The following is an 18,948-nucleotide window of genomic DNA, read 5'->3' on the forward strand; positions in this document are numbered from 1 at the left end:
ATCTACGGCACCGATATTGAGGCCACTGTCTTTTCGGCCTCATCCCGGAGTTCCACGCCGGCTATGCCGCCAAGCTGCACGGGCGTAGCACCAGTGATCTTGATGCGACCGCTCGGGGTCGCCGTCCAGCCGCAGGTGCGCTCTTCGGCCCCGTCGCGGCCCTTCACCCAGAGGTAGAGCGTGCCTTCGAGCGGCATGCTCTTACCCTCGACCTCGAGCTCCGTGCCCCAGGTCTTCTTGACCATGCCTACTGTCAGCTGCAGCCCTGTTTCGGACTGTACCGAGTAGCTGGCATCGGGTTTTGGTGGCTGGTTCAGCAGCGGGCCCGCAAGGAAGCCAAGTGCCAGGCATGCGGCGGCGACTGCCCCCACGAAAGCCGCCCACCGCCGTCGTGATTTCTTCCTGCGTGCCGCAAGGTCAACCAGGATCTTCTGTGGCAGTGCTTCCCGGCTCGGTTCCAAGGGTGAGAGGGCACCGGCTGCGCCCGTCACGGTGAGTGCGACGGCGTCGGAGGCAGGAACGGCGTCAAGCAGCGCGGGGAGGCTTTCCAACTCCTCGAGTTCCCTGCGGCACGCAGCACATCCGGGGAGGTGCTCTTCAAAAGAGCGAGCCTCCTCGGGGTCGAGCCCGCCCAGCAGGTAGGCGCCCAGCAATTGGTGGACGGGGTTGCCGTTCATCGTTCCACCCCCATTTCATCAAGGATCGTTCGGAGGGCTTTCACAGCATAGAAAGCCCGGGATTTCACAGTGCCGGCAGGGATGTTCAGCTGCAGTGCTGCCTCACTGACGGTGAACCGCTGGTAATGCAGGGCCACAAGGACCTCGCGGTGTTCGTGGCTGAGCCGCAGGAGCGCCTCTTCCATGAGGACGCGGTTCAGGAGCTCATCAACGCGTTCCGTCGCAACATGGTCTGGAAGGTCGTGCTCGCCAGCCTCGGCAGGGCGCCGCTGGGACTTCCGGTAGTTGTCGATGATGACGTTGCGGGCCGTTCGGAAGAGGTAGCTGCGGAGGCTGCCCGTAATCTGCGGGGCGTGCTGCCACACCTTGAGGATGGTTTCCTGCACGACGTCGTCGGCCTGGTTCGTGTCCGAAGTGCAGCTGAGTACAAAGCGTTTCAGGGCCGTGCCGTGATCGCGGTAGATTGCCGCCACCACGTCCTCGTCCAACGGCATAGCCACCTCCTTCGCCTTGTTTCCTGCTGCCCTACCTGCATACGACGCCGCGGGCAGCGAAAAGGTTCAGCTCCTTGAACCATTCTTCCCTCGCTGGCGTCGTAGGGGTTAGCGCCGACCCATCCCGGCCGGCCCTTCAAAGGAGCTAAACATGAGAAATAGACTCAGCGTTGGACTCGGCGCAGTGGTTTTCGCCGTGGCTCTTGCCGGTTGCGCCGGAAGCCCCGGGACAAGCACCACGTCCTCTGCCGCGCCCACCGCCGCCACTTCCTCGACGGCACCTACCTCCACGTCCCCAAGTACGGACGCCATGTCCAGTCCGGCCGCGGCGGGGGCGGAGATGAAGGTTGCATCATCCAGCGCCGGGCAGATCGTGGTGGACAGCAAGGGGATGAGCCTGTACTTCTTCACCAAGGACGTCAAGGACTCAGGAACCAGCGCCTGCACGGGCGCCTGCCTGACAGCTTGGCCAGTGTTCACGACGACGTCGGACAAGCCAGCCGCTGAAGGCGTCACCGGCACCGTGGGAACCATAGCGACGCCTGACGGGAAGAAGCAGGTCACACTCAACGGCATGCCGCTGTACTACTACGCCAAGGACAAGGCTCCGGGCGATGTCACCGGCCAGGGCGTCCAAAGTGTCTGGTACCTGGTCAGCCCGAGTGGGGAAATGATCAAGGGGGCCGCAGCGGGCTACTAAAGCGTGACACCGAGATCGCGGGAAGCCTGCCGTGTCGCCGAAGGGTTTCGTGCGTACAGGCAGGGTTCCCACGAACTCGCGCTCAGGCGGCATCACCTGAGTGCCCGAAGGATGCGTTCCTTGAAGGCGCGCTCTTGAAACAGGTCCTTCCACTCGATTCGGATAAACCGCCACCCCTCCTCGACGAGTGCCTTTTCCCGCCGTCGTTCTTGAAAGATGACCTCCTCTGTCGGATTGAAGTCGAAGTATTTGGTGCGACCGTCAAACTCCAGAGCCAGTTTTTCCTCTTCCCAAGCGAAATCCATGCGATGGCGACCCAAGCGGGACTGCACCTCGAATTGTGGCTGTGGGGGCCTGATGCTGAGCCTTTGCATCAACTCACGGGTAAGCGTCTCGCCAGCAGACTCGGAGCGGGGGTCTGCGTTGACCAAAGCCTTGCGCAGCGTGCGGATACCCCGCTTCCCGGAGGAGACCGCGGCCAAGGAAGTCAGCCTGCTTCTATCAGCGCCGACGCGTAGTCCGTGATCCATAATCACCAGTGCTTTGGGATAGCTAAGCATCCTGGCACTGTCAAAGATGGTGCGTTCGAGTGTGGTCGCCCGCAAACCCTGAACCTGCACGACGTCGTCCTCAGTGAAGCTCTCTGTGTGTCCCCGAACGTCCTTGCCCCAGCGGTCGGAGGAAGGCCTGGTCGTGTGCAGGACATGAACCTTGTCATCAACGCCCCACACAAACAGACCGTGGAGTCGTGCCGCCGACAAATGGCTGTAGACGAAACCGCCTGCTGACGTTGTCAGCGTCCCGTGCGCATGTGCCAGGATCCGCTCCTTGGCCTGACTCCTCGGACCCAGGGCATTCCACTTGTTGCCCCTGATGTAGCAGAGGTACCTCAAGCGGTGCAGCTCACCGGAGTCCACGAGGGCCTTGACCTTTCGACTGTTAAGGCCGAAGCGGAGTAACTCGTCGGTTCTCCACATGTACCCGCGCACAGGAAGCGGGTGGACTAACGGGGCGGTGCTTTCAAGCGATGATGTTGGATCCATCGCCTTAGCATGCCGACGAAGTACCAGTCCTTAAAGGGGTGCGCGACGCTATGTGGACATCCGAAGTGGCGGCGTCCATCGCAGGGGTGACAGCCAAATCGCCCGAAAAGCGCGGGATCGCCGGAACGCTACGGCGATTGCGGAGCGTTCCGGCGATCTCGGCGGGTCTTAGGCGTCCGCGAGCTCGTCGGACTCTTCGAACTCCACCGCCGCGATGATTTCCTTGGTCTCCGGGTGGATCATGAAGGCTTCGTCGTCGTCCTCCACCATGATGTAGTCGCCGTGGTCGGTGGAGAAGTGCCAGGCGAGGGTCTTAACGCCGTCGTGCTCGTAGTTGGGGTCTCCCATGGTGATCTTCTGCAGCGCGTAGCCGGCCACATCGCACAGTTCCCGGATGATGACCTCGAACTCAGGAGCGTTTGCGAGGGCTTCTTCGTCTGCTTCGGCCTGGCGCTCGGCAAGGTCCGGAATCAGGGCAACGCGCTCAGCGATGTGCGCTTCAAGCTCCTCATCGGAGAGGACCAGCAGTTCGGACGAGCCGCGAAGGTAAGCGGCGTTGAGGTCGATGATGTCCTCTTCCTCCAGCAAGGCTTCAAACTCGCCGTCAAGCTCATCCAGGACAACAACGGCCGCGAGAGGCGCCTCTGATTCGTCCAGCTCGCCGTCGAGGTAGGCCTCGGCGTCGTCCTCACTCAACGCATCAAAGGCTGCGGCCGTGCGGTTGAACAGGTCCAGGTGCCGGGCGGCGCCCATGCCTTCCAAACCGGCACGCACGTAGGAGTCCACCTCGTCACGCTCCGGGGCGGTGAACACGTACTGGGCGAATCCACCGGCCAACGCCTGGGTCAGGTAGAAATCAACAAAGTAGCTGTTGAGCGCAGCGGACGCGATTTCGTCGCTGTTGAGGAGCTCCGCATACATCTGGTTCACGACGTTGACGTTGGAATCCACTACGTCTGCATTGCCTGCTTCGAAGCTGGTTTTGTTCAGGACGACGGGGTACTCGTTGGTAGTCATGGGAAATCCTCACTGCTGAAAGCTGTTGGTGCTCCGGACCCTTTCAACGTACGCGTGGGAGCGGCGCGGCAATCGAGGTAGAGGTTAACGGAGGGCGAAGTTTGGGAGCCGTTTTCTGCTGACTAAGATTGAGCAGATAACCTCCTGCCGAAAGTAGCCCGACGCATGCCGTCCCACACAGACGAAACCTGGGAACTGGCCATTCAGACTCCTGCCATTAACGACCGCTCCTTGGCGGCCGGATTGGCCTATGCCATGGGCAGCCGCGTGAGCGGAATTTCTTTCGATTCGGCCACCGGCCTCTTGCTTGGCAAAGTCCGCGGCACTGGGCCGCAACCATATTCGACGTCGGCCAAGCTGGTTCGCAAGCCCAGCGGCTGGAGCTGCACAGTAGGTATTTGCAGCTGCCCTGTCCGCAAGGATTGCAAGCATGTGGCCGCGTTGCTTTTCACCGCTGAAGACCACCCCACTATCCGCGCCCAGCTCCTGTCCCAGGCACCCGGGATCCAGACCTCGCGCCTTGGTTCCTCCGAGCAGGGCGGTTCCGCGCGGCCGGCTTGGGAGCAAGCCCTCAACAGGCTGATCGCGAAGCCGGGCACTGCGCCGAGCACGGCCGGCATTCCGCTCGCCCTGCAGTTCGAGGTTGAGGAACCGGCCGCCCACTTCTCCTACACAGGCCGCCGCGACCCCATGCGCAGTGTCCGGCAACTCAAGGCCCGCCCGGTGATGATGGGCGCCAAGGGCAAATGGATCCGCGGGGACGTTTCCTGGAACAACCTCAGCTACGTCAGTTTCCGCCGGGAATTCAATGAGGCACACGTCGAGTGGCTTCAGACTTTCCTCGCTGCCCACGGTTCCAGTAATGGTCGCCAGCAACCGTCGGGCGCCATGTGGTTGAGCCTGAATGATTTCGCTGCCAAGAACCTCTGGACCCTCCTCGCGGACGCCACTAAAGCCGGCATTCCGCTGATTCACGCGGCTGGTAGCGAGCCTGTCCACGTCGAGGCCCAACCCGCCGTCGTCGGACTCAGTTTGGCGCGCCTTGAAGCGCTGGGCGGCAAAGACGGGAAGCAAACGCCCGACGGCGGCCTGCAGCTTGCGCCGTCGGTGACGGTAGGCGGCGAGCAGATTGATGCCGGAACCGTGGGCTTCATAGGCAAGCCCGCGTATGGGATCTTCTTCACGCATTCCGGCGCCGAAGCCCTGCCCGGCGTGCCGCAGCAGAACAATCTGATTACGCTCGCCCCGATTGAGGGCGGTATCAGTGATGAACTGCTCGAGTTTGTCACCGAGGGCGAGACGCTTCTGATTCCGGCCGAAGACGAGAGCCGGTTTCTGACCTCGTTCTACCCGAAGCTGAGGCAGTCGACACCCGTCAAGGCGGCTGATGAATCGGTGGAACTGCCAACTCTGGCGGTCCCCACCCTCTCCCTGCTCGCCAATTACGGCACCGATCACAAGGTCCGGCTGCACTGGGAGTGGCACTACAAGTCCGGCACCTTGGTCACGGCGCAGCCCCTGTGGCGGCATCCGGATGATCGTGGCTATCGCGATGACATTGAGGAAGCCCGGATCCTGGATTCGATCGGCAGGCCTTGGGACGTGGTTCCGGCGTTGGCGGAATCAGCTACCGGTGGCTGGGGCGCTCCGCGGCTCGCCGCCTCGGCGGAGCTTTCTGGTCTGGACACGCTGGCTTTCACTGAGGAGATCCTGCCGGCGCTCAAGGACCTGCCGGACGTCGTGGTCGAAACCTCTGGCGACATCGCTGATTACCGCGAAGCCGCCGAGGCTCCCGTTGTCTCCATCTCCACGAAGGAAACGGCTAGCGGCGACTGGTTCGATCTCGGCATCGTCATCACCCTCGAAGGCGAACCGGTCTCGTTCGCCGCCGTGTTCTCGGCTCTCGCTGCCGGAATGAGCCGCATGCTGTTGCCCAGCGGCGCCTACTTCTCCCTCGACCTGCCTGAGCTGCACCAACTGCGCGCACTGATCGACGAAGCCAGGTCCCTGCAGGACAACCCGGACAACAAGGACGGCACCCTGCAGATCAGCCGTTTCCAGGCCGGTCTCTGGGATGAGCTCGCCCAGCTGGGGATCGTTGACGAGCAGGCGGCCGCATGGCGAGAGGCAGTGGGCGGACTGCTCGACGACGGCGTGACCGGACTTCCGCTGCCTGCAGGCCTTAACGCTGAGCTGCGTCCGTATCAGCTTGAAGGTTTCAACTGGCTCAGTTTCCTGTTCAAGCACAGCCTGGGCGGCGTGCTGGCCGATGACATGGGCCTGGGTAAGACGGTGCAGGCGATCGCGCTGATCTGTGCGGCCAAGGAGTTGGCTGCTGCAGCTGCTACGGCTGATTCCTCAACGCGCGCTCCTTTCTTGGTAGTGGCCCCCACCAGCGTGGTGAGCAACTGGGCCGCGGAAGCGCAACGCTTCGCGCCCGGGCTTGTTGTGCGGACCGTTGGTGAAACCTTTGCCAAGAGCGGGCTGTCACCTGTCGACGCGTTGGCGGGCGCCGACGTCGTTATTACGTCCTATGCGCTGTTCCGCATTGATTACGATGCCTACGCATCGTTCCAGTGGGCCGGCCTGATGCTGGACGAGGCGCAGTTCGTGAAGAACCACCAATCCAAGGCATACCAGTGCGCGCGCAAGCTGCCGGCCCGGTTCAAACTGGCCATCACAGGCACTCCGCTGGAGAACAACCTCATGGAATTCTGGGCACTGACGTCGATCGTGGCGCCTGGCCTGTTCCCGAGTCCCAAGCGGTTCGCGGAAAACTACCAGAAGCCGGTGGAGAAGAACGGTGACTCGGCGCAGCTGGCCAAGCTCCGGCGTCGTGTCCGTCCACTGATGATGCGCCGCACCAAAGAACAGGTCATCAAGGATCTTCCGCCCAAGCAGGAACAGGTCCTGGAAGTGGTGCTCAACCCGCGGCACCAGAAGGTTTACCAGACGCATCTGCAGCGCGAACGCCAGAAGATCCTGGGGCTGATCGACGACGTCAACAAGAACCGCTTCACGATCTTCCAGTCCTTGACGTTGCTCAGGCAGCTGAGTTTGGATGCGTCGTTGGTGGATTCGTCGTTGTCAGGGGTGCGGTCGTCCAAGCTCGATGTGCTCTTCGAACAACTGGAAGACCTCATTTCCGAGGGACACAGGGCTCTGATCTTCAGCCAGTTCACGGGATTCCTGGGCAAGGTGCGTGAGCGTTTGGATGCAGAGGGCGTGGAGTACTGCTACCTCGACGGCAGCACCAGGAACCGCGGCGACGTAGTGAGCGAGTTCAAGAACGGCGCCGCTCCGGTGTTCCTGATTTCGCTGAAGGCCGGTGGCTTCGGGCTCAATCTCACTGAGGCGGATTACGTGTTCCTGCTGGACCCGTGGTGGAACCCGGCGTCAGAGGCACAGGCTGTGGACCGTACCCACCGCATCGGACAGGCCCGCAACGTCATGGTCTACCGGCTGGTTGCGAAGGACACCATCGAAGAGAAGGTCATGGCGCTGAAGGCCAAGAAGTCGCAGCTGTTCGCGGATGTGATGGAAGGCGATGCGCTGGCTGGTGGCTCGTTGACGGCGGATGACCTGGCGGCGCTGTTCGCGGAGTAATCCCCGAACTAGCTCGCATTAGTGGTTGTTCCCAGCGCTGGGAACAACCACTAATGCCAGTCAGTTGGGCTGGCTAGTCGTCCAGCCGCACCCCTCGCAGCAACAGCATCGTTCCGCCAACGGCCACTGCGGAAGCCAGGAACACGCCCGCCGCGCCAAGCCCTACAGCTACAACGCCGATCACGCTGGGCAGGACAACTTGGCCCACCCTGTTGCCGGCGAGCCTCAAGGCCAGCGCACGTCCGCGTTGGCCTTCGGGCGCCTGGGCTGACAGCCAGGACATGGTCAGCGGCTGGCCGATTCCCAGGCCAAGGCCGAGGAACGCCATGACGACGAAGAGCAACCACATGGGCATCGGAATGGCCGCGACAGCCAGAGACACGGTGGAAACCGCAAGGCTCAAGACGAGCAGCCTCATCCGTCCCAGCTTCCGCGACATGCTGCCAAGCCCCAGCCGGGAAACCATGGACAACACCGCGCGGACAGTCAGCATCAAGCCAACCGTTGCCGCACTCAGGCCCCGTTCAGCGCCAAGGGCTGGCAAGTAGACGACGGTAAGGTCCACCACTGCCAGAACGGTGGCGCTGGTGGACAACGCCCGAACCACGCCAGGGGTTTTGAGCAGTGCCATGGCGCCGCCCTTGGCACCAGCGGAACCTTTGGACATCCGTCGCCTCCGGCTGACCTTCGACGAGACCACAAAAGTAGTCACGAAGAGCACCAAGCTCATGGCCGTCGCGAGAAGGAAGATCGCGTTCGTATCCGGTCGGACCGAGGCGCCGCCCACCAAGGAAATCGCCAACGGTCCAAGTGCCTGGCCCAACGATGCGGCGAACGTCAGATATCCGAATGCGGAGTCCATGCGCGCCGATTCTGCATTGTTCGCAACCACCGCCTGCTGCCCCACCACACAAGCGAGCTGCCCGGCGCCAAGAAGCGCTGTTCCAGCCACCAACGCGGGAACTGTCGTTCCGAAGAACAACAGAAAAGCAGAACATCCCAGCACGACGGCGGACCCGATCGACATGAGCCGACGCTCACCAAGGCGGTCCACCAGTCCGCCGATCGGCAGCGCGAGGAGAAGCGGGAAGACTGCGTAACTGGCAGCGAGAAGACCGAGGGCAAACCCCGGGACATCGAGTTCCAAGGCCCTATAGCTGGTTGCTGGCCGCACCAGGAAGGTGACGGCCTGGATGAGGGCCGAGTGGATCAGAAGTGCAATGGACGAACGTCGCCCCAGTTCGCCAATCATTCGCTCACGAGGCCAGCTCCGGAAATGGCGCGCAGCGTCTCATCCCGGGGTGCGATGACGTGGTCAAACGCGATTTTCGCTGCCGTGTCTGGTTTCTTCGAGGCGATGGCTTCCACCAGTACTCGATGATCGGCAAGAGCCTGTTCCCTGCGGTCAGGGGAGTTGTTGGTGAAATGCCGGTAGCGCTCAACCTGGCTTGAGATCTGGTCGTGGAAGCGTTGAGCCCATGAGTTCCCGGCGATAGCTGCGATGGTAGCGTGCAGGGTCACGCCATACTTCATGGCTTCATCAGCGAATCCCACCATGGCTGCATTTCGTTCGAGGATCCCCTGTAACTTCTCGATGTCGTCCACTGTCGCCTTGGCACACGCTTCGCGGGCCATCAACGATTCCAGGGCAGCCCGGACATCGTACAGCTCGGAAATTGCCGTCTCATCCAGCAACGGAACCACTACTCCCCCGGTAGCTTGCTGCTCCAGGAGGCTCTCGGAAATCAGGCGCCGGATAGCTTCCCTCAGCGGAGTGCGGCTCACTTGTAGGGCAGTGGCCATCGCCGGCTCGTAGATGCGCTCTCCGGGTTTGAGCTCGAGGCTGAGGATGCGCCGTTTGAGCTCGCTATAGACGAGATGCGCTCCTGTGTTCCGTGGTTGTGGATCTGCCATTCTGCTGCCTTGGATAGGAATGTGTACTTGTATACATCTATACACGAGAAGCAAGGAGGCAGCCAAGAACGTTACAAGCATGACCACCTTTGACCAGTCCCGAAACCAACCCGTGCAACTTCGCATCACGTCTGGCGGAACAGCCCCACATCAAACTGGAAAACTGCTTTCGTGGCGGCCGCCCAGCGAGTGACTCACCTCGTGACTTAAACGATTCCTGAGCGACGAACGCTGCACCGAAACTTACTGAAATGAATGGTGGATAGTTTGAGCCTGTATTTACTGATGCTGTGCGTCCTTGACGCAACGACGCTCCTATGTGGAGTCGCTTCATTCCTAGTATTCTGTACCGCAGGAGGAATGAGATGGTGGATTCAACGCCAGACTAAAAACTCACCAGAGCGCTGGTTTGATTCACCGAAAACACTCCGGAAACATCCCGGCCTCGCATCGACTGCACTACCAACTGAATCAACCGACAGGGCGGCGTTGGCCCGCGGATATTATCGATTCCCAATCAAGCTCGCTTTTCTGAGCGCCTTCCTTATCGCGTACGCATATTCCGCCCTGGTGGCGAAACTAATCCTGGAGAGCGTGGGGCCTCATTTCCTCGAGGCATTGGATGACGAAGTTAACGCAGGAACGATCCCCGCCACCATGCTTGCCCTACTATGCCCAGCATCTAGCGTACTAGCCGCTCTTATTATCCCGCTTATCCCAACAGCATCTCTATATGTCACTCTTGAATGGGTTATTTTCAAGATCGAACCAAGAGTCCGAGGCTTTAAGATGGCCATGCAACTCATGGGTAATGCGCGGACCTTCCTGTCCAGGCACGACTCCCTGGCGCACCGTCAATTGGTTCTTAGTGGGTTGAATTTCTTAACTATTGTGGGGAAGTTGGGAGTTCCTGGCGATGACCATAGAGTGGTAGCAATACATGAAACTCTCAAAGACAGCGGGCGTAACAGACGGAATGTGTCTCTGCTGCCTGAGTATGTACAGGAAATTTTAAGCGAAATCAGCAGCGGAAGATTCGAGTTTTCACGCGAACGGCTTCGCCTGTCGGAGAAAATTACGATGCCTAGTACTATAACTACGGCAATTCTCACAATTCTTCTGCCCCTCGCCAAGGGAGCTATGTCCATTTTTGGTTCGTTGCCGTTGTGACCCGGCCGCTTGGTCTCAGTGACACAAGCGATCGCCCGGGCAAGCCGCTTGCCGTCACGTGGTCCCCTGTAGATCCAGCGGTATGGCAGAAGGAAGGGAAGGTTGTACTCCACGGTTCAGGTGTTGATCCGTATGGGCAGGCATTCAGTGATGCCCGTGGCGTGGGACTGGTCTTCCTTTGATGCTTCAGCGCTGCAATCGACTGGTTCAGCGACCGTTCCGGGTAAGGCTGGCTCCGTGTCCGCGACCCTCACTGTGGTGGTGGACCGGGTTCCGAGCAGCAACATTTGCAAGGACGACCCCACAATAAGCGCAAGCGCCAGCTACACCGAGGGCTCCTACATCGCCAAGAACACGTGCGACGCCAACGCCTGCACCCGATGGTCCAACTGGGTGAGCGGCGGCCGCAACGGCGACAGCCTGAGCTACGCCTTCAGTCGGGACTACACCGTTTCCTCGGTGACCGTGACGTCTGCGGAGAAGGCAGCCCAGAGCCTCAAGATCCAGTACCAGGACGCCGCTGGCATCTGGAAGGATACGTCGGCGGGAACCATCACGGGGCTCTCGACGGCTTCGCCGGTGACCGTGGGATTTGATCCCGTGACCACACGTGGGATCAGGGTTTCGTTCGTAACAACGGGTTCGCACACGAAGGTGGCCGAGGTGGCCATCGCCAGTTCCCGCTTGGCTGATGCCGGGCTCGCCGATCTCGGCAGGCTCCTTGTGAACCAAGCCTCAGTAGTCGGCTTCGCGCCAGAGACCACTGACTATCAGGTGTTGTCGACGTCGGCGACTCCCGCCGTCGTCGGCTACCCGCTGGACACCAACGCGAAGGTGACAGTCCAGCAGCCCACCGCTGAGAACCCGACGGCGGTCGTCACCATAACAGCGCCGAATGGGACCACGAAGGAGTACCGGCTGACGTTCTCCACCGGTAAGGACGCGTGCAAGAGCAATGGATGGAAGACGAGTCCGGCGCCGGTGTTCGGTGATCAAGGGCAGTGCGTGAGCTACTTCCCCGAGCGGAAGTAGGCTCCCTGAGCTAGCAGAGGCCCCTCGGGATTTGAGCCTGAGGGGCCTTGCTCGCGCCTTGTTTCGTGGAAAAAACGAACAGTTGCACGGAGCTAGTTGTTATTTGTGCCCTAAAATATCAATAAGAAGCACCTTTCTAGCCGTTCGGAGGAACTTAATGTCGTCGTGGCCAGCCCACACGAGTGAAACAATGCCGTGGAAAACGGTCGGGCGGCCGCCGCGAGAGGACCGCCTTTTTAGTGAAGTCGACGTTTCCATTCCGCCTCACATAGCCAGATGTTGGTTTGAGCCGGAGCGTGCAACGATCGTTGCGATCGAAGAAGCCGCCGCAGCTGTCGCTTCACTCGACATGACTGCTGGTACCCGGATGGCTGCCATCAGTGGCTTCTTGCTCCGCAGCGAAGCCGTATCGTCGTCAAAAATCGAGCATGTGGACGCCAACCGCAACGACTACGCCCGGGCCATCATCGGCCTCAAGGCTTCAACGGATGCAAGGTCAATGGTGGCAGCAGCGGAAGCCATGCAGAGCATGGTCAACGACGCCGGCACCACTGGTGAGATCAGGCTTGAAGCTCTTCTAGTGGCCCACAAAACTCTCATGAAGGACGATCCTCTCGACGGCCACCACGCTGGCGTTTTCCGTAACGTGCAGAACTGGATCGGCGGAAGTGACTACTCCCCTCGCGGCGCCATCCATGTGCCTCCCCCACCGGCGCTTGTCCCCGAGCTCATGGACGACCTCCGGGAATTCTGTCGACGAATCGATGTCCCGATTATGGCCCAGGCAGCTATAGCGCATGCCCACTTCGAATCCATTCACCCCTTTACCGACGGTAATGGCCGTATCGGACGAGCTCTGATCGGCTCAATATCGCGCCGCCGGGGATTGACCAGAAACACGGTCACACCCATAGCCTCTGCAATGGTGGCTGACGTGGATACGTACTTTTCCCTACTCAACAACTATCGCAACGGTGACGCAGACCCCTTTGTTCTGTACCTTGCAAAGTCTGCAATACGCGCCTCCCAGGCTGCCCGTGAATCGGTCGCTGCTCTCGATGAGCTCCCGGCTCTGTGGACAGACTTACTCAGCCCCAGGAAGAACTCTGCTGAAGCGAAGCTCATTCCGTGGTTGCTGGAGCAGCCCGTCTTCGAAGCGCACCGGGCAGCGTACGTCGCTGGAGTTGAGGAAACGTCCATCTACAAGACCTTGAACCGAATGACTGACGCGGGAGTGCTGACGCAAATCACCCAGTCACAACGGAACCGGGCATGGGCTGCTGTCGAGGTCCTGGATGAAGTTGACCGGCTTAATAAGCGTCTCGCAGGTCAAAGCACGTAGGAGTTGGGCGGATTCCTCAGCCACGCGCCCAGCGGTACGGGGTGGTCGTCGAGACCTTGAGCAGTCCAGAGCGCTCCAGAATCGGGCGCGAGAATTCGGTGGAGTCGCTGTGAATGAGGGTCTTTCCCTTGGCGAGCGCGGACTGGGCACGGCGGGCCGTCAACGCCCGGTAAATCCCCCGGCCCCGCCATTCTTCGCGGGTCGCGCCACCCCAAATCCCGGCGAAGTCAGTGCCAGGGACGGGTTCCAGGCGTCCAGCGCTGACGATAAGACCGTCCGCCTCTGCCACCCACAGCTCCATGCTCTCGTCCAGGGAGAGCCGGCGCAGCAGGGCGTTAGCCATCTCATCTGAAACCGGCTCGCCGAACACTTCGTCCTGCATGGCGCTCATCGCCCGGACGTCGGCTTCGTCCGTCACTTGCCGCAGCGTCACGCCGTCGGGAAGTGGCACATCGACACTCAACGCCCGGGCTTCACCGATCATGATCGATTCCGGCGGATCCGGGGTGAAGCCGTTGTCCAGCAATGCCTCGTACAGGCCTGGGGCGTGGTCATGCCCACGGGTTTTCCATTCGACCTTGCTGATGTCAGGTTCGGCTTGGAAGTACGCGATCGCCTCTTCGACGAGCCGCCCGACGCTTTGCTCATCCGCATCGCCCAGGTCCCTGTAGGTGATGAACCCTCGTCCCCCAAGGAACGTCGCAAGACGGAGCGGGCCATGCTTAGTGACCTCTAATGCGCTGGGAGTCTCCGCATCGGTACGAAGCTGCTGATCATAGGCGGCGAGGAGCCGGGCCTTCGTCTCGACTTGAGTCATTCCGCGAGCCTACTGCAACCTGGCGAGTCGCCCGATTCGATGGCTAGCTGCGCACCATGCCGTGCGAAACGTCGAACGCGCAGCTAAGCGTCGAAATGGGCGAGCCACTCGAGGGATATGGACGTGCCGTCTTGGAAGGTGAAGCACTCCTGCGCTTCTACGTACACGACACCGTCATCCTCCGAAGCACCTCCCTCACCGGCGAGAACCACGACGGCGGCATAGTCGCCGTCGTGCACGGTGTCCGAGGTGCCCACCCACGGAATGGTGAGTTCCGAACCCATCGGGTGGGCGCCGGACCGGACAAACGTGCCGAAATCATCCAATGCCAAGCCATACCCAGGCACGGCCCGCACAGAACTCGCTACGGAAGACGCAGCATCCACCGGCCACCCGCCGATCCGCAGCGAAGCCCCCGAACCAGAAGCACCCCGCAGCCGAACCAGCCGAAGCTCCACAGCCCCGCGCGTCACAGAAACCACTGTGACGGAAGGCCCGGGAGTCGCAGTTCCGGCAACCCCGCTGCCGTGGTCCGGGCCGGCGTCGGGATCGGGTTCGATCCAATGGGCAGTGAACCGGGAAGCGCCCACCTGGACTCCGCCCTCCGAAAACGAACCAAGGTACTCAAACCCGGTCCGATGCGTCAGCCGGCCCGAGGAATCAACGAACGTCACCGCGTTGTCCACGGACTCGGCGGAGAGATCGGGGAACGTGTGCGTCGAGTATCCGATCCGGGCATACAGAGGACTGTCCGCAACCAAAGCCCCAGCCACAGCGTGATCGGTCGCGTGGTTCCGGATCCGAACCACCCCGTCGGAAACAGTTCCGTCCACTTGCCAGCCGGGGGCGGCAATGATGCGCTGGGTGTCGGAAACCTCAACAGGCAAGGGAGCTTCCACCGCAGTCCATGCAGGGTGATCCGCCGGAAGCGCCAACCCGAGCATCCCCTTCGCAGCCCAGTACGGCGATCCAGCGCCGGAGTACGCCTGCTTCATACCCGCAAACTCGCCGTGCCAACCGATGGACAGGAGCCCATCCTCAGTGATGGACCCGTGCCTGGCAAAGTAGTCGAGCATTCCGGAGGCAGTCCGGCGCGCCAAACCCGGCTGCAGACGTGTGTGCCCGGACAACTCCCCTGCCCAGAACGGCGCTGCGGCTGCGAACCGGTATATCAAGCTTCGCCCCTGAATCATAGGAGCCCCGTTGGACCCGACCAGGTAAGAAGCGTCATCCAGGAAATCAGCCAGCCGGTCGCCGTCGAGCTTCTTGCGTGCGGAAACCCGGGGATCGGAAGGTGCCATCAGAGCCCACAGCTGCGGGTACACCTGGAAAGCCCAGCCGACGTAGTGGTCGTACGCGCGCTCCGGTCCATCAGCAAACCAGCCCCCGCCCCGGTAGAGCGAGTCGTGGATGGCGAGTCCGGCGTCGATGTCTTCGTCCGAGTAGCGCCCACCAACAGAAGCCAGGAACGTCTCCACCACAATCTGGAACCACACCCAGTTGATGGGCGGATAGTCCTCGCCGATCACGGTCTCAAACCAGGCTATGATCTGCTCCTGCACACGCTGCGGGAGCTTGTCCCACAGCACATCGCGGGTCAGTGCCAGGCCAACCGCCAACGACGCCGCCTCTACCTTCGCCTGTCCCAGCTCCCCTGGTGTCGGCCACCGGTTGGGGTTTGCGGGGTTGGTTCCGGCGTCGAGCCCCTCGGCGTACCACTCGGCGATCCAGCCGGTGGTGGCAGGATCCCCGGCGATGCGGAAGGAAGCAAGCAGGAAGGTCCGGGCGAAGGCTTCCAGTGAATCGCTGCGAGGGCCGTACCGGCTGTTGGCGCCTGGGAGGTGAAAGTTCGCGTGGTCCTCGGTCCCAAATTGGTGGGCCGAACGCAACAAGTAGTCCGCATAAGCGCACCAGTGATCGCGGGTCAAGCCGGTAAAAGGTGACAATGCAAAGTCCAGCGGAGGCAGCACAAGAGCCATCAGAGCGAATCCTCCAGCACAACGCCTGTCCGGACGCGCGGAGCACCCACAGAGGATTCCCGCACTATCAGTTCAGGGTTCAGGTCAATTCGATGCACTGGGCGCATCCTTCCTTCGGCCAGGCGGGCAGCCATGAGCTGCACTGCAACCTTGCCGACGTAGCTTTTGGGGGGCCGCACCGCGGAGATCGCAGGCTCGGCAAGGTAGGCAACTTCGTCGTCGTATCCCACGATCGCCATGCTGCCGGGAACGTCCACTCCGCGGTCCACGCAGTGCTGCACGAACGCCACGGCTTGGGTATCTGAGTGCACCAACATAGCGGTGGTCCCCGAAGAACGGCAGAGTTCCAGGACGTGGTCAAAGTGTTTGGCGCGTTCGCCATTATCCAGCTTGGCCGAATCCTCGTGGATGGATTTGTCCAGCGGGATCTTGAGCGCGGCAAGGGCTTGCTTCCAGCCGCGGACCACGTGCGGGCTGGTGGGACTGGTGGAATCCGTGAGGCAGCCGATCATCCTGTGCCCCTCCTGCCACAGGTGCCGCACAGCCATGCCAGCCCCGAAAGCATGATCAGTCGCCACCCATTCAAGGCGGTGGGCCGGGATCTCGGAGGGCGCACGCCGCTCGGTCAGGATCACGGGGATGGGCAAAGCATTGAGCCAGCGCAGCAGCTCCTTGCCATGCTCACCGCTCATATCCGGCGCCACGATCAGCCCGTCGATGTTCTGGGTATCCAGAAGTGCCTGGACTTGGCGACGATTATCGGCAGCATCGTAGGCTGAGCCGCGAACCAGAATCCGGAGGTTCTGCAGTTCGGCCTCGCCGCGGGCACCGCTGATGACCTGCGGCCAGTAGTAGTCGAGCGAGGGAACCACCATGCCGATGGAATAGCTGTGCGCCGATGGCCTTCCCACCGCAACTGAGCGGTCCAGTGGACTGGGAAGCGTAGCGCCGCCATGCACGCGGGAAACGAGGCCTTCATCGGCCAGAATGTTCACGTCACGCCGGATGGTCAGTTCGCTGACACCGAGTTTCGAGGCGATGTCGCGCACTGTGATAGCACCGTGGGCGCGCAGTTCCTCCATCAACCGCTCCCGGCGTTGCAGCGAAAACAGCGACTTACCGCTGCCCTCGGGACTTGTTTCGTTAGTCATCGATGGTCTCCACAGTGAGGGTGAATGCGCCCGAAGCGCGGGTTTCGGCGGGCATGCGGAATCGCAGGCGCGTTAGCTTTTCGCCCCAAACGCCGCTGAGGAGCGGATCGTCGAGGTGCCATTCGTCCACGAGCACGACGGCGGTCGCCGGCTTCCAGCGGAGGTGCACTCCCCTGGTGGTTTCCACGTTGGGAATGCCGTCGGGCGTGACCGTCGCCGTCGCGTCATGACCCAAACGAACGGTGCCGGCCACGAGATAGGTGATGTCGACGTCGGGCGTTCCCTCCGCTGGTGCTGGCGGCAGGTTCCAACGGTCATCTATCACCACGGTTCCAAGTTCCCGGTTCAGCATGGAGGTCCGGATCCACTGCTCGGCGTGGTCCAGGCCGTAGGCGGAGCCAAGTCCGAGTGCGAGGGCCGGCTCCTCGGGAGTGGGCTCCTGGAGAACCGTAGCCGCGAAAGACGAACCGGTCCCCTGCTCCAGGCCGAACGGCGCCGGCACGCTGTGCCACGCGCTTTGCATGGCCCGGATCTGATACCGATCAGGGCCGAACGTCTGCGCGGTGTAGGTGGGCTGGCCGGCGTCGACCAGCAAGGGGACCCCGTCCATGGCAACCACCACGGACCCGACGTCGCGATGGTTGTGATGCTCGCCGTTATGGCCGCCCTTGGCCGCGAGAGTGAGCCCGTCTGTGGCGCCGGGAGTTTGCCGGGCGATCATGATCTGGACGGAAGGAAGGTACGTCCCCCAACTAGGTCGCAGCTGTGCGCGTTTTGAGGGCTCAAAACGCGCTGTGCTGCTACCTGGTTGGGTAAGGGAGGTGAGGACGCGGCCTAGCCCAGCCCACGGTTCGGGTTCGGGTTCGACGGCGGCAAAGGTTGCGGCATGCTGGGCTGCTTCGGAGTCACCGAGTCGCACGGCCCAACGGTGCAGCATGTCCCAGGGAAGGCCTGCGGGCGCGCGGGCGGGACCGTCGGCGACGTTCAGGAACCAACGATGACCCAGATGCATCCGGTATGGGAAGGCAACGAGTTCGCGGATCACTGGCAGGTCCACGTTGAGCATTCCACCGGTAGCTTGCTCCAGGACGGCGAGGCCTTCCAGGGCGCGGCCGGTGCCGTTCCACCAATAGGCGAAGCCTTCATCAATAGCGCCATCAGCAGGAATCGAGGCAAGAAAACGGTCAAGTCCCTCGATGCAGCGGGCGAGGGTTTGAGCCTGTAGTTCCGGATCGTCCACAAGCAACAGCGCCGCCGCAATGATGTTCGAGTGGATCCAGGGATTCCAGTTGTGGACGTCCCCGTTGAGGCCCAGCCAGTGCCAGTCCAGCCTGTCCAGGAAGGGGCGGATCACCCTTTCATTGGCCTCCATCCGGATGCGTTTCCGCAGGCCCGGAGCACGTTCATCCAGCTGCTCACCAAGCACCAGATCCAGCCACGCCAGCTGGGCAACCACCTCACCGGCACCAAGATCCAGATAAGGCCGGGAACGGTCAGGAACCACGTCGCCAGTGCGGGCAAAAACATCATCGTGGGCGGCCCAGCTCCAGGAGCTCTGCTCGCACAGGAGGTAGGCGCCGTCGATCACTTCATCAAGCCAGCCGCCTTGGTCGGGGCCCGCCACCGCAGCCATCACGACGGCGCGCGTCAGCCGCTGCTGTCGGCTCGCTACGAGTCCTTCATAGGCCGTGCGGTTGCCGTCACGAAAATAGCGGGCGTAGTGGGACACCAGCGGTTGGGGCCAGGGCTTGCCCTTCTCCGCTTCTGCCTGGCTGCGTATCTTCGTGACCGAGCGTGCAGCAACGCGCTGCCACCCGGCGTCGGACGCTGGACGAACGGTGAGTCGATCGCGGGAGCCGCGAAGGGATTCAACCAGAGACCCAGCCTCAGCCTGGGAGCCCCACGAAGTGAGCAATGGTGGCGCATGGACGGCGTCGGTGCCGATTGCCATAGGAATTCTTCTCTCATTTGTTCGAGTGTGAACGTTTAAGATCAAGCTCGATTGA

At 61.8% G+C, this 18,948-nt stretch carries 15 protein-coding genes; 5 read left to right on the forward strand and 10 right to left on the reverse strand.

The features are described 5' to 3' along the window. Positions 1-2: 2 nt before the first annotated feature. Positions 3-677 (reverse strand): anti-sigma factor family protein, encoded by a 675-nt coding sequence (locus AC1DD7_RS04155; RefSeq protein WP_477513924.1) that lies wholly within the window; start codon positions 675-677, stop codon positions 3-5. Further along, complete coding sequence (locus AC1DD7_RS04160; protein WP_431116772.1) at positions 674-1,171, reverse strand: sigma-70 family RNA polymerase sigma factor; 498 nt, start codon at positions 1,169-1,171, stop codon at positions 674-676. Before AC1DD7_RS04160 ends, AC1DD7_RS04155 begins: the two co-directional genes overlap by 4 nt. A 151-nt stretch (positions 1,172-1,322) precedes the next feature. Here AC1DD7_RS04160 and AC1DD7_RS04165 point away from each other — a divergent pair, with 151 nt between their 5' ends. After that, entirely contained in the window at positions 1,323-1,871 is a 549-nt protein-coding gene (locus tag AC1DD7_RS04165) for a COG4315 family predicted lipoprotein (protein WP_477513925.1), read from the forward strand. Positions 1,872-1,963: 92 nt separating this feature from the next. Here the strand turns inward: AC1DD7_RS04165 and AC1DD7_RS04170 are convergent, their stop codons facing one another. Together AC1DD7_RS04170 and AC1DD7_RS04175 are read right to left on the reverse strand one after the other, a co-directional pair. After that, entirely contained in the window at positions 1,964-2,914 is a 951-nt protein-coding gene (locus AC1DD7_RS04170; RefSeq protein WP_477513926.1) for a type IV toxin-antitoxin system AbiEi family antitoxin domain-containing protein, read from the reverse strand. A 168-nt stretch (positions 2,915-3,082) separates the two neighbouring features. Next, entirely contained in the window at positions 3,083-3,931 is an 849-nt protein-coding gene (locus tag AC1DD7_RS04175) for a DMP19 family protein (RefSeq protein ID WP_477513927.1), read from the reverse strand. Positions 3,932-4,096: 165 nt separating this feature from the next. On the opposite strand from AC1DD7_RS04175, the gene AC1DD7_RS04180 reads away from it, so the two are divergent. Continuing rightward, positions 4,097-7,537, forward strand: a complete 3,441-nt coding sequence (locus AC1DD7_RS04180; protein ID WP_477513928.1) for a DEAD/DEAH box helicase — start codon at positions 4,097-4,099, stop codon at positions 7,535-7,537. Between the two features lie 73 nt (positions 7,538-7,610). Here the strand turns inward: AC1DD7_RS04180 and AC1DD7_RS04185 are convergent, their stop codons facing one another. Both AC1DD7_RS04185 and AC1DD7_RS04190 read right to left on the reverse strand, forming a co-directional pair. Further along, positions 7,611-8,789: an MFS transporter gene (locus AC1DD7_RS04185; RefSeq protein WP_477513929.1), complete on the reverse strand. Its 1,179-nt coding sequence runs from the start codon at positions 8,787-8,789 to the stop codon at positions 7,611-7,613. Further along, a complete protein-coding gene (locus AC1DD7_RS04190; RefSeq protein WP_477513930.1) occupies positions 8,786-9,451 on the reverse strand; it encodes a GntR family transcriptional regulator in 666 nt (221 codons plus the stop codon). The genes AC1DD7_RS04185 and AC1DD7_RS04190 overlap by 4 nt, the downstream gene beginning before the upstream one ends. Before the next feature lie 360 nt (positions 9,452-9,811). On the opposite strand from AC1DD7_RS04190, the gene AC1DD7_RS04195 reads away from it, so the two are divergent. From AC1DD7_RS04195 to AC1DD7_RS04205, 3 genes are all read left to right on the forward strand, one after another. Next, complete coding sequence (locus AC1DD7_RS04195; RefSeq protein WP_477513931.1) at positions 9,812-10,621, forward strand: hypothetical protein; 810 nt, start codon at positions 9,812-9,814, stop codon at positions 10,619-10,621. Positions 10,622-10,858: 237 nt separating this feature from the next. Beyond that, positions 10,859-11,653, forward strand: coding sequence for a discoidin domain-containing protein (locus AC1DD7_RS04200; RefSeq protein WP_477513932.1), 795 nt, complete (start codon positions 10,859-10,861; stop codon positions 11,651-11,653). A gap of 349 nt (positions 11,654-12,002) precedes the next feature. After that, positions 12,003-12,995, forward strand: coding sequence for a Fic family protein (locus tag AC1DD7_RS04205; RefSeq protein ID WP_477513933.1), 993 nt, complete (start codon positions 12,003-12,005; stop codon positions 12,993-12,995). 16 nt (positions 12,996-13,011) lie between these two features. On the opposite strand, the gene AC1DD7_RS04210 is transcribed toward AC1DD7_RS04205, so the two are convergent. From AC1DD7_RS04210 to AC1DD7_RS04225, 4 genes are all read right to left on the reverse strand, one after another. Next, positions 13,012-13,812 carry a GNAT family N-acetyltransferase gene (locus tag AC1DD7_RS04210; protein WP_477513934.1) on the reverse strand — a complete coding sequence of 267 codons (801 nt, stop codon included), beginning with the start codon at positions 13,810-13,812 and terminating at the stop codon, positions 13,012-13,014. 83 nt (positions 13,813-13,895) lie between these two features. Then, positions 13,896-15,791 (reverse strand): DUF2264 domain-containing protein, encoded by a 1,896-nt coding sequence (locus AC1DD7_RS04215; protein WP_477513935.1) that lies wholly within the window; start codon positions 15,789-15,791, stop codon positions 13,896-13,898. Beyond that, positions 15,791-16,942, reverse strand: a complete 1,152-nt coding sequence (locus AC1DD7_RS04220; RefSeq protein ID WP_477513936.1) for a LacI family DNA-binding transcriptional regulator — start codon at positions 16,940-16,942, stop codon at positions 15,791-15,793. The genes AC1DD7_RS04215 and AC1DD7_RS04220 overlap by 1 nt, the downstream gene beginning before the upstream one ends. Further along, positions 16,935-18,893, reverse strand: coding sequence for a heparinase II/III family protein (locus AC1DD7_RS04225; RefSeq protein ID WP_477513937.1), 1,959 nt, complete (start codon positions 18,891-18,893; stop codon positions 16,935-16,937). Before AC1DD7_RS04225 ends, AC1DD7_RS04220 begins: the two co-directional genes overlap by 8 nt. Positions 18,894-18,948: the final 55 nt, after the last annotated feature.

The sequence above is a fragment of the Paenarthrobacter sp. 10L412 genome (genome assembly GCF_056395565.1).

Coding starts and splice junctions, on each gene's coding strand:
- AC1DD7_RS04155 (WP_477513924.1), bottom strand. CDS start 677: ATGAACGGCAACCCCGTCCACCAATTGCTGGGCGCCTACCTGCTGGGC.
- AC1DD7_RS04160 (WP_431116772.1), bottom strand. CDS start 1,171: ATGCCGTTGGACGAGGACGTGGTGGCGGCAATCTACCGCGATCACGGC.
- AC1DD7_RS04165 (WP_477513925.1), top strand. CDS start 1,323: ATGAGAAATAGACTCAGCGTTGGACTCGGCGCAGTGGTTTTCGCCGTG.
- AC1DD7_RS04170 (WP_477513926.1), bottom strand. CDS start 2,914: ATGGATCCAACATCATCGCTTGAAAGCACCGCCCCGTTAGTCCACCCG.
- AC1DD7_RS04175 (WP_477513927.1), bottom strand. CDS start 3,931: ATGACTACCAACGAGTACCCCGTCGTCCTGAACAAAACCAGCTTCGAA.
- AC1DD7_RS04180 (WP_477513928.1), top strand. CDS start 4,097: ATGCCGTCCCACACAGACGAAACCTGGGAACTGGCCATTCAGACTCCT.
- AC1DD7_RS04185 (WP_477513929.1), bottom strand. CDS start 8,789: ATGATTGGCGAACTGGGGCGACGTTCGTCCATTGCACTTCTGATCCAC.
- AC1DD7_RS04190 (WP_477513930.1), bottom strand. CDS start 9,451: ATGGCAGATCCACAACCACGGAACACAGGAGCGCATCTCGTCTATAGC.
- AC1DD7_RS04195 (WP_477513931.1), top strand. CDS start 9,812: ATGAGATGGTGGATTCAACGCCAGACTAAAAACTCACCAGAGCGCTGG.
- AC1DD7_RS04205 (WP_477513933.1), top strand. CDS start 12,003: ATGACTGCTGGTACCCGGATGGCTGCCATCAGTGGCTTCTTGCTCCGC.
- AC1DD7_RS04210 (WP_477513934.1), bottom strand. CDS start 13,812: ATGACTCAAGTCGAGACGAAGGCCCGGCTCCTCGCCGCCTATGATCAG.
- AC1DD7_RS04215 (WP_477513935.1), bottom strand. CDS start 15,791: ATGGCTCTTGTGCTGCCTCCGCTGGACTTTGCATTGTCACCTTTTACC.
- AC1DD7_RS04220 (WP_477513936.1), bottom strand. CDS start 16,942: ATGACTAACGAAACAAGTCCCGAGGGCAGCGGTAAGTCGCTGTTTTCG.
- AC1DD7_RS04225 (WP_477513937.1), bottom strand. CDS start 18,893: ATGGCAATCGGCACCGACGCCGTCCATGCGCCACCATTGCTCACTTCG.